This window comes from Paenibacillus sp. Y568 (genome assembly GCF_059445545.1).
The window spans coordinates 156,655-167,646 of the sequence record NZ_JCAIUM010000002.1 but is presented as its reverse complement, the minus strand read 5'-3'; the positions used below and the strand labels follow the sequence as shown (position 1 = coordinate 167,646).

12 protein-coding genes are annotated in these 10,992 nt (G+C 40.5%); all 12 read right to left on the bottom strand.

Annotated features, from left to right (window positions below; translation table 11 throughout):
• Window positions 1–156 precede the first annotated feature (156 nt).
• The gene (gene proS / locus AC1D7X_RS03865) at window positions 157–1,605 is read right to left on the bottom strand and encodes a proline--tRNA ligase (RefSeq protein ID WP_495456228.1); all 1,449 of its coding nucleotides are present in this window, start codon (window positions 1,603–1,605) and stop codon (window positions 157–159) included.
• 294 nt (window positions 1,606–1,899) lie between these two features.
• Window positions 1,900–3,171 carry an RIP metalloprotease RseP gene (gene rseP / locus AC1D7X_RS03860; protein WP_495456229.1) on the bottom strand — a complete coding sequence of 424 codons (1,272 nt, stop codon included), beginning with the start codon at window positions 3,169–3,171 and terminating at the stop codon, window positions 1,900–1,902.
• Between the two features lie 124 nt (window positions 3,172–3,295).
• Window positions 3,296–4,435 (bottom strand): 1-deoxy-D-xylulose-5-phosphate reductoisomerase, encoded by a 1,140-nt coding sequence (locus AC1D7X_RS03855; protein ID WP_495456230.1) that lies wholly within the window; start codon window positions 4,433–4,435, stop codon window positions 3,296–3,298.
• 18 nt (window positions 4,436–4,453) lie between these two features.
• A complete protein-coding gene (locus tag AC1D7X_RS03850) occupies window positions 4,454–5,251 on the bottom strand; it encodes a phosphatidate cytidylyltransferase (RefSeq protein ID WP_495456231.1) in 798 nt (265 codons plus the stop codon).
• A 22-nt stretch (window positions 5,252–5,273) separates the two neighbouring features.
• A complete protein-coding gene (gene uppS / locus AC1D7X_RS03845; RefSeq protein WP_495456232.1) occupies window positions 5,274–6,041 on the bottom strand; it encodes an undecaprenyl pyrophosphate synthase in 768 nt (255 codons plus the stop codon).
• 122 nt (window positions 6,042–6,163) lie between these two features.
• Window positions 6,164–6,718, bottom strand: a complete 555-nt coding sequence (gene frr, locus AC1D7X_RS03840; RefSeq protein WP_495456233.1) for a ribosome recycling factor — start codon at window positions 6,716–6,718, stop codon at window positions 6,164–6,166.
• Window positions 6,718–7,446: a UMP kinase gene (gene pyrH, locus AC1D7X_RS03835; protein ID WP_495456234.1), complete on the bottom strand. Its 729-nt coding sequence runs from the start codon at window positions 7,444–7,446 to the stop codon at window positions 6,718–6,720. The genes frr and pyrH overlap by 1 nt, the downstream gene beginning before the upstream one ends.
• A gap of 173 nt (window positions 7,447–7,619) precedes the next feature.
• Window positions 7,620–8,270: a translation elongation factor Ts gene (gene tsf, locus AC1D7X_RS03830; RefSeq protein ID WP_495456235.1), complete on the bottom strand. Its 651-nt coding sequence runs from the start codon at window positions 8,268–8,270 to the stop codon at window positions 7,620–7,622.
• A gap of 220 nt (window positions 8,271–8,490) precedes the next feature.
• Complete coding sequence (gene rpsB, locus AC1D7X_RS03825) at window positions 8,491–9,189, bottom strand: 30S ribosomal protein S2 (protein WP_495456236.1); 699 nt, start codon at window positions 9,187–9,189, stop codon at window positions 8,491–8,493.
• Window positions 9,190–9,428: 239 nt separating this feature from the next.
• Window positions 9,429–10,055 (bottom strand): hypothetical protein, encoded by a 627-nt coding sequence (locus AC1D7X_RS03820; RefSeq protein WP_495474685.1) that lies wholly within the window; start codon window positions 10,053–10,055, stop codon window positions 9,429–9,431.
• Window positions 10,055–10,615, bottom strand: a complete 561-nt coding sequence (locus tag AC1D7X_RS03815; protein ID WP_495474684.1) for a hypothetical protein — start codon at window positions 10,613–10,615, stop codon at window positions 10,055–10,057. Before AC1D7X_RS03815 ends, AC1D7X_RS03820 begins: the two co-directional genes overlap by 1 nt.
• Window positions 10,616–10,652: 37 nt before the next feature.
• Entirely contained in the window at window positions 10,653–10,964 is a 312-nt protein-coding gene (locus AC1D7X_RS03810; protein WP_495456391.1) for a hypothetical protein, read from the bottom strand.
• Window positions 10,965–10,992 lie beyond the last annotated feature (28 nt).

Genomic DNA, 10,992 nt, shown 5'->3' with positions numbered 1-10,992 from the left:
TTTTCCTCCCCCTTGACCACCTTGCAATAACAGTTAAAATGGGAAAAGCTTCTGTATACAAAAATGTTCTCGATCTCTTACCCACCGACTCATTTCTGCCAGAAGCTCTCCACCATGGCTCTATTAGTTCTAGATATAGACCTATTCTAAGATCTCTTAATACGCTCTAGCAAATACAACTGTATGCTTAGACGGTTGTCCACATGCGATACATGTTTCTTTCACTTCAGCAGGATCAAATGGAATGTTGCGGCTTGTTGCTCCCGTTTCTTCTTTAACCTTACTCTCACATTCTACTGTACCGCACCATCCAGCTAATGTGAAGCCACGAGATTCTTCCATTCTCATCTTCATTTCCTCAAGATTATCCACGGAGTAGAAGTGGTCCGTCATGAATTGCTTCGCACGGTCAAACATTTCCTGATGCACTTGTTCAAGCATAGCTTTAACTTCTTCAGCTAGATTATCTTGTTGAACAATCTTCTTCTCACCCGTGATACGAGATACTAACACGCAGACACCGTTCTCCATGTCACGAGGACCAAGTTCTAAACGAACAGGAACACCACGCATCTCATATTCATTAAACTTCCAGCCTGGAGTCACATCACTACGGTCATCGACCTTAACGCGCACGCCTGCTTTCTTCAATTCACTGAACAATTCATCTGTACGTCCGACTACTGCATCACGTGTCTTAGCAGGTCCAATAGGAATCATGATAACCTGAGTAGGTGCTACTTTTGGAGGTAGCGCAAGCCCACGGTCGTCTCCATGAACCATAATTAATGATCCAATCAGTCTTGTACTTGTACCCCATGATGTCGTATGCACAAATTCTTGTGTATTATCACGACTTAAATATTGTATTTCAAATGCTTCCGCAAATTTCGTTCCTAGATAATGAGATGTACCGGCTTGTACCGCTTTCCCATCTTTCATCATCGCTTCAATAGAGAAGGTATCCACTGCCCCTGCAAATCGCTCCGATGGCGTCTTTTGACCCGTAATAACGGGGATCGCAAGGAATTCCTCTACAAAGGTACGATATACTTCAAGCATTTTCATTGTTTCTTCGCGCGCTTCTTCTTCTGTCTCATGAGCAGTGTGACCTTCTTGCCACAAGAATTCACTAGTTCTAATGAAAGGCAATGTCCGCTTTTCCCAACGAACGACGTTCGCCCATTGATTAATCAAAACAGGCAAGTCACGATAAGATTGAATCCATTTGGAATACATATGCCCAAACATCGTTTCAGAAGTTGGACGAATCGCAAGACGTTCTTCCAGCTTCTCTCCAGCAGCTTCCGTTACCCATGGTAATTCCGGATTAAATCCTTCGATATGATCTTTCTCCTTTTGGAAGAAGCTCTCTGGGATAAATAGAGGGAAATACGCATTACGATGTCCCGTTTCTTTAAAACGACGATCCATTTCAGTCTGAATATGTTCCCAAATTTCATAACCGTCTGGACGGAACACAATACACCCACGAACCGGTGAATAATCCATTAACTCCGCTTTCTTAATTACATCTATATACCACCGGGAGAAATCTTCTCCTTGCGGTGTAATTTCCGTCACGAACTGCTTATCTTTTGACATAAGGATGAATGTCCTCCTAAAATTTTTCTGTGCTACTACTTGTTATGCTTCTGAAAAATTCACATCGGAAGCATAATCTAAGTTTTTGTTGTTACTTCTTTCGAACCTTCGAGAAGGTCCACTCATGCATATACTTAGCAAAGGGAGCGGAATTGTCCTGAAGAAGCTTAAGCGCTCGGCTTTGCCATCGGATTTCTACCGCTAAGAGCGGTATATAATCAAGAAATCGGATGGCAACAGCGATCGTAAGGACAATCCGATATCGTAGCTGTATATGCTGGAGTTGGAACTTTGTTATCCATTAATCAATCTTAATATATCATTATAGGTAACAGCGATCATCAGTAGGAATAGCATGGCGAACCCAATAAAATGAACCATTCCTTCACGATTCGGATCAAGTGGTTTACCACGTACCCATTCAACACCAAGGAACACAAGTCGACTACCATCAAGTGCTGGAATTGGAAGTAGGTTGAAAATCCCTAAATACAGACTTAATATAGCTGCCCAATACGTAAGTTGCTCAATTCCTTGCTTCGCAATCTGACCCGTAACCTCAAACGTTCTTACAGGTCCTCCTAGATCATCCATGGAGAATTGGTTAATTAACTGACTGAACCCTTGGAAGATCACTTCAGTCGTACTCACCATAGTTTTACCTGAATTGGAAATCGTCTCACCGAAAGTCGCCTTACGAGAAGGAAGTTCTGGTGTAATACCTACCTTACCGCCTTCTTGTCCTTCCATCGTGCGTGGAACAAGTGTTACATTAAAAGTTTCACTGCCACGGCGAATAGTCCACTCCATAGGTTTATCTTGAGATTCTGCCGTTAACGCGATCATCTTCTGATAATCTGCACCAATCGGCGTACCATTGATGGAATCAACAATATCTCCCTTTTTCAAATTCGCTTCAGAGGCTGGCATGCCATCTGATACATTACCGATCTGGACATACGTTGGATTTTCCAAAGGTATACCCGCCATCTGGATATGTATGGCGAACAATATAAATGCAAGAATAAAGTTCATCACAGGACCTGCAAAGATGGATAGAGCACGTTGCCCTACAGTCTTGCTACCGAATTGGCGATTTCTTGGAGCGATTTGCGTCTCTTGCCCTTTGGTAACCATCATGGCTTGAGGATGAACTCGATATTGTTGTACATCTTCGTCTACATTAAGTTTGATAGTTAGAGCTTGGTCTAAATCAATAGACTCTACTTCACCCCGTATCACATTCTTACGGTTATCCAACTGATCTAGATAGATCTTTTTCACTTCGTCGTTCACTATACGAACAGCAATCGTCTGTCCGACCTGTATTTCCACAAGTTCTGGATCTTCACCGGCCATACGTGCGTAACCACCAAATGGTAGCAAGCGAAGCGTAAATAGAGTTTCATTACGTCTATAGGAGAACAGTTTCGGGCCGAAACCGATAGCGAATTCACGAACCAATATACCCGCACGCTTAGCGAAATAGTAATGTCCCCACTCATGTACCGTTACAATAACAAAAAACATTAACACTGTCAGAAAAACAATCTGAACCATTTCCAAAGCATCTCATCCCCTTTCATTGTCTAAGATCGAAGTATGTCCTTATAGATTATCATTATTCTCCGATCCAACACAAGAGAATCACTTTTGAAGCATTTTTTTTGAAAGGAGAAGATTGTAAGATTTAAATTCTAAGAGCGAGTTCCCTCGAACGTTGATCACACTCTTGAATGGAACCTAAATCAGGTAGAGAGATATTATCGTGTTGTTCAAGCACTTGTTCAATAATCTCTTCGATATGCAGGAACGATATTTCTCGTTGTAAAAACCGCGCAACAGCAACTTCATTAGCAGCATTGAACGCAGTTGTTGCTGTACCACCCATTCGGCCACACTCATACGCAAGCCGTAGACACGGGAATCTAACAAAATCCAACTCTTTAAAATGGAGACTACCCACTTCTGCAAGAGACAAACTGCGTGTTGAAGATGTCCAGCGTTCGGGATAGGTAAGCGCATATTGAATAGGGACTCTCATATCTGGATTACCTAATTGAGCAATAATACTGCTATCACAGAATTCCACAAAAGAATGGATAATACTCTCTGGATGTAGAAGTACGTTAATTTGATCATAGGGTAAGTCAAATAGCCAATGGGCCTCTATAACTTCCAATCCCTTATTCACCATCGTTGCTGAATCAATTGTAATTTTGGAACCCATAGACCAGTTTGGATGCTTTAACGCATCTTCAACCGTAACACCTTTTAGTTCTTCACGAGTTAAATCTCGAAATGATCCACCAGAAGCAGTGATCGTAATCCCAGCAACATCTGCTCTATTTTCTCCATTCATGCATTGAAAAATTGCACTATGTTCACTGTCGATCGGGAACAACTTCACACCTTTTTCGACAGCAAGTGAAGTCACCAAGTGACCCGCAGTTACCAAGGTTTCTTTGTTTGCCAATCCAATATGTTTACCAGCTTCAATTGCAGCCAATGTAGATTGTAATCCTACACTACCCATAACAGCCGTAACCACCATCTCCGCATCCGTGCACGCCGCCACTTCTACAAGACCTTCGTCTCCATAATAAACTTGAGTAGTAGCAGGTAAATGTGGTTTAACTTTCTCAGCTAATTCCTTCGTAGCCACGGATACTTTCTTTGGTTGGAACTCATTCACCTGGCGAATTAATAATTCAGTGTTTGTCCCAGCAGCAAGCCCTTCGACTTGAAATTGATCTCTATGCGTGGACACCACATCCAACGTCTGCGTCCCTATGGATCCCGTAGAACCTAAGATACTTATTTTTTTCATAATGCACCTTCTCTCGTGTTAGTAAGGCAATAGCATCACGATATGTACAAAAGGGAAAACAATAATCCAACTATCACAACGATCTAATATCCCGCCATGACCTGGTAATAGCTTACCTGAATCTTTAATATTGTACACTCGCTTGTAAGCGGACTGCATTAAATCACCTAGTTGTCCTACTACAGCACAAGCGACACCGATAAGGCACGCTCTTCCTAAACCAAGTATGTCTCCAGAAAGCATTGAGAATACAATGGCAACCAGCATTGCTATCACTACACCGCCGAGCGCACCCTCAATGGTCTTATTGGGACTAATGGCAGGCCAAAGCTTATGACGTCCCCATTGTTTACCAACAAAGTATGCACCCGCGTCACTTGCCCAAATACAAGAAAGTAACAGGAAAGTCCAGAATAGCCCATGTCCATCCGGAGCGTGCCTAGATTCCGCGATAAAATAAAATCCGACTCCTATATATAACACACCTAATAGTAGTAAGGATACTTGTTGAATATTTATGCGATTTTTAGTAAAGACCGTCATTAACATCAACAAAAAGAGAAGGATCCATACCATCTCTCCACCAGGGGAATAAGTGATATTTAGTAGCTTCCAAGGGAACATGATCATTAGTACACCAAGAAACCCCATAAATGCTACTGAACTAAAAGGGCGTACTTTAATCATCTTCACAAATTCATAATATCCTATTAAAGACATAGCAAGAATAAGCAAATGAAATGATAAGTCACCGATCACACAAACCCCTAGAAAAATAGCACCCGCAAAAATTCCGGTAATAAGTCGTTGTTTCAACGGTTTTCATCCTCTTCTTGAGTTATGACAGTCCACCGTAACGCCTAGTTCTCCGCTGATACTCAGCAACAGCATGATGTAAATGCTCCTTATTGAACTCAGGCCAGTAAATATCGGTGAACCATAATTCACTATAAGCTAACTGCCATAGCATAAAATTACTTATTCTCATTTCACCACTTGTACGGATCAATAAATCCGGATCAGGCATACCATTCGTTTTCAAATGGACTCCTATGGATTCAGCAGTGATAGCATCCGCTTTTAATCTACCTGCTTCGATCTCACGTCCAAGCTCAATCATTGAATCTGTTAATTCCTTACGAGCACCATAGTTCAGGGCAAAATTAAGTACAAGACCGTCATTATTCGCCGTCCGATTTACTGCATCATCCATAGCTTTCAAAGTATGGCTAGGTAATCCATCCTTATCGCCCATCATCCGAATCTGTACGTTTCTTTCTATTAATTCGTCCAATTCAATTGCGAGAAATTCTTGGGGAAGCCGCATTAGAAAATCAACTTCATCTTTAGGTCGTTTCCAGTTCTCAGTCGAGAAAGCGTACATTGTTAAATATTTAATGCCAAGATCATCTGCCGCGATAGTAGCACGTTTAACAGCTTTCATGCCGTTATGATGTCCAACAACACGTGGTAACCCAAGCCGTTTAGCCCATCTTCCATTCCCATCCATAATGATAGCAACGTGTTCAGGAATATTATCCGCCGTAATTTCCATCGGTTTCGGACTATCTTTATGCATCCACCATGATCGGATTCGTTTGATCATTCCATTTCCTCCAAGCCACTTTCTGCAAGTTGAAACTGATATAACGCACATATAATTATCAATAAGTTACTACTGTAAAAAAAGAGACAAACCCCACCATAATAGGAGGGGCCATAAGTCTCTTATACGTCCATGATCTCTTTTTCTTTCACCAAGAGAACCTTGTCGACTTCGGCACTATATTTATCCGTCATCTTTTGAATATCTTCTTGATGTCTGTGGGATTCATCTTCGGTAATATCAGTCTTTTCAAGTTTCTTAATATCATCGTTTGCATCACGTCTTATGTTACGTACAGCCACTTTGGCTTCCTCACCAAATTTTTTGGTTGTCTTAACCAATTCAATCCGACGTTCTTCAGTTAGAGCTGGTATAGTCAAACGAATCATCGTTCCGTCATTGGAAGGTGTAATTCCAATATCAGACTTTGAAATTGCTCGTTCGATTTCAGATAACGAAGATTTATCCCAAGGTTGAATCATCAACGTACGAGAATCCGGAGTATTAATGTTGGCTAATTGACTAATTGGTGTCGGCGAACCATAATAATCCACTTGAATTCGATCAAGCAAAGATGGTGCTGCACGACCTGCACGCAATGAAGCTAAATCACGTTTTAAAGCAAGAATTGCTTTTTCCATGCGCTCTTCAGCACTTTTTTTAATAGTTTGTGGCATCAGTCTACACTCCCTTTAACAATGGTTCCTATTTTCTCACCTAGTACAACACGTTTAATGTTTCCCTGTTCCGTGATTGCAAATACGATAAGTGGGATATTATTATCCATACATAAGGACGATGCAGTGGAGTCCATAACACCTAAATTTTTGTTAAGCATGTCCATATAGGTCAACTGTTCAAACTTCTCAGCCGTTTCATCTTTGAAAGGATCTGCCGAATATACACCGTCCACTTTGTTCTTCGCCATCAAGATCACTTCAGCTTCGATTTCAGCAGCACGTAAAGCAGCAGTTGTATCTGTTGAGAAGAACGGATTTCCTGTTCCTGCAGCAAAAATAACAACGCGACCTTTTTCCAAATGACGAATAGCTCTACGTCGGATATAAGGTTCAGCAATCTGCTGCATTGCAATAGATGTCTGAACTCTAGTAGGAACACCAATCTGTTCTAATGCATCCTGCAACGCTAACGAGTTCATGACTGTTGCTAGCATACCCATATAATCAGCAGTAGCACGATCAAATCCATTCGCACTACCAGCGATTCCACGCCATATGTTACCACCGCCACATACGATAGCCACTTCAACACCAAGTTCCACTACTTCTTTAACTTGGTCTGCTATAGAAGCTATAGTGTCCGCGTCAATGCCGTATCCATTTTGACCTGAGAGAGATTCACCACTTACTTTTAAGACCACTCTTTTAAATACTGGCTGTTCCATGTTAACCCTCCACTTTGAGAAGGCGCTAATAAGTCCGCGCCAGTTTTTATATCCGTTTCAAGAAATAAAAGCAACTATTCTTCAACTAATACTTCTTTTATGTTAAAAAAGAAGGAACACATTGTGTTCCACTCTTCTTTATGTCTATGATTATAACGCCATTTAAGTAAGATTTAGTTATTAACTTGCGCCATTACTTCTTCAACGAAGTTATCTACTTTTTTCTCTAAGCCTTCACCAAGTTCGAAACGAACAAAGCGACGAATTGTGATGTTTTCACCAATTTTGCTGATTTTTTCATTCAACATCATAGAAATGGTTTTGTCAGGATCTTTAATGAAGGATTGTTCCATCAAGCAGAACTCTTCATAGTACTTGCTGATTCGACCTTCAACCATTTTTTCAACGATTTTTTCAGGTTTTCCTTCATTTAGTGCTTGTGCTTTCAAGATTTCTTTTTCTTTCTCAACTTCTTCTTGTGGCACTTCTTCACGACGAACATAACGTGGGTTAGCTGCTGCAATTTGCATCGCGATGTCACGAGCAAATTCTTTGAATTGATCTGTTTTACCAACGAAGTCAGTTTCACAGTTAATTTCTACAAGCACACCAATTTTTCCTCCAGCGTGAATGTAAGATTCTACAGTACCTTCAGTAGCTGTACGTCCAGCCTTATTAGCTGCTGCTGCCAATCCTTTTTCACGAAGAAACTCGATCGCTTTAGATACATCACCATTAGTTTCATCAAGAGCCTTTTTACAATCCAACATTCCTGCGCCCGTTCTTTCACGAAGCTCTTTTACTGCACTAGCATTAACTGCCATTGGTTATTCCCTCCAAAAATGATATTGTTTTTTTCACTTTGTTCATCCATTTAATAATCGCTCAGAAGAGCCAATACCTAATTCCGCGATCAATATTACGAAAGTATGGGTATAACCTATATTTTCGTAATATTTTAAAAAAAGGGCAGTGAGAGGTTATCCACCTGCCAACCACCCTTTTCATTTTAATTCATTCATATATGAATTACCTAATCGGATATTAGGCTGTTGTTTCTTCACCTTGATGAGCTTCAACAATGGCATCAGCCATTTTACCAGTCAAGAGTTTAACAGCACGAATTGCATCGTCATTACCAGGAATAACGTAGTCAATTTCGTCTGGATCACAGTTAGTATCTACGATACCTACGATTGGAATACCCAATTTGCGAGCTTCTGCAACCGCGATGCGTTCTTTACGAGGATCAATGATGAACAAGGCACTTGGAAGGCCCTTCATGTTCTTGATTCCGCCTAGGAATTTTTCAAGACGATCTTTCTCTTTGCGAAGAATGATAACTTCTTTTTTAGGTAGAACAGCGAATGTTCCATCTTCTTCCCATTTTTCAAGCTCTTTCAAGCGGAAAATACGTTTTTGAATCGTTTCGAAGTTAGTTAGAGTTCCACCCAACCAGCGTTGGTTAATGTAGAACATTCCACAACGTTCAGCTTCTTCTTTAACTGAATCTTGTGCTTGTTTTTTTGTTCCTACGAAAAGGATTGTTCCGTTTTCTTCAGAAACACTTTTCACGAAGTTATAAGCTTCCTCTACCTTTTTAACTGTTTTTTGCAAGTCAATGATGTAGATTCCGTTTCTTTCTGTGAAAATATAACGATCCATTTTTGGATTCCAGCGGCGAGTTTGGTGACCGAAATGTACGCCTGCTTCCAAAAGTTGCTTCATGGATATTACTCCCATTTTAAGCGCCTCCTATAAATTGGTTTTTTGTGTCCTCCGCCAACCGTCATCTCCCTTAAAGACTTTCTTCAAAAGAAAGCACCCTTACAGGGATCACTTGGCGTGTGTTTTTAACACCGACAATTAATATACCACAAGTTATATACTGATGCAATACTTTTTCATGTCGAAATAGGCTTGGATTTTGATTTGGAATATTTTGAACTTAAAGAAAATACAACCATCTGCTAAAAATGTCATTAGCGAGATGATTGCATTTGAATTTTAGATATAACGGATTCATTACTTTCACCTTTTATAAAGGTATAACTTCCAGCACGAATCTTTCTGTTTATCTTTTTAGCCACGGCATCCTTAATAAATTGGTCCTTGTTAGTAATCACACCTATTTTCATAAGGTCTTCCGCAACATCGGTTAAATTACTTCCACTCTTTAGCTTATACGCTATTGACTTAGTGACTTCATTCTTCGAAGGTGCTACGGGTGTCTTCACGGGAACCGTCTTCTGAATATTAGTTGTCGTGCTATCGGCCTTCTCTACAGGTTTGTCCGGAGTTGAAGGTTGGTTGGGTTCTGCAGCTTTTGTAGCCTTTACAGGAGCCTTTGTAGTCTCACCCTGTGGTTGGGAACTCTCTTCAATCATTTGCTGTTTCCATTCTTCAACTGTCAATAATTGTTGCGATGATTCTGTTACTTTTAAATCTAACGCTTTAGCTTGCTCTTCAATCTGTTCCCTAGTCAAGTTACTTGTAGTTTCTTCTTTACTTGAAGACAATTGCCCCTCACCAATGATCATTAGCTGAAGCAAAACTGCACCTATTATGAGTCCCATGCCTAAGCCGCTCATAAATGAACGATTCTTCATCACAGTGACTCCTCCTGTTTCGCTAATTGAAGAATAAGCTGAACTTCACCACGCTGAAGTCCCACTGATTTTCCGATTAGATCAATAGACTTACCTTGATCGTACAGTTCAAACAGTTCTACATAACGGTGTTTAATGGAATTCTCAAGTACAGCCATCTTAATAGACTGTTCATCTTCGTGTGTATCAATCACACCTGCTTTAACACTGCTCAACTCCGCTAAAGCGGAAACATGAAGACGTCTTTCTTGTTCTGCTTCCATTATAAGAGCAGCTTGTTGTTCCGATTGATGTTCAACCTGAAGTAATCTCTGATGCATTTCTCTCATTTGCTCTTCCATGGCTACCTGCTTAGCCGTAATATCATTCTTCATCTGTCCAACTAAATCTACCAATGTATCATTTTCTTCTTCTATATCAGCCATATACTGCTCCAAAGTGGCCTCCACTTCTTTGACCATTTGCTCTGAAGAAATTTTTCCTTCTTGTTTTCTAGGCAACATCACAGCATATATCAAGGCCGCGGCCCCTAACATGATGATAATAATCCATGGTTCCAAAAGATTCTAGTCTCCTTTGATCTGTTCAACATGATATTTATAGAGACAGATCGATATGATGTCCCTTATACGGGTGCTCAGCTGCATGTTTCTCTGACGTTTGTTCTTGTTGATTGTTATCTTGTCGTCCATCACTTTGAGAAGAATGTTGTTGCTTTCCCTCTTCTCGAATAGAAGAATTCTTTGTTTCATCAATACCCGAGCTACGATGTCGTAGCTCACGGCTATCTTTTACTTCTTGATTCATTAATAATGTTTGTTCTTGAGCGCTTCTCTGATGAAGTTCGTTTTGTATTTTCCCTATTTCTTGGGTTCTCGGTACAGCAATTTGTAGTTCTACCGATTTCATACTCACGATATCCACCTCACTCTCGAAT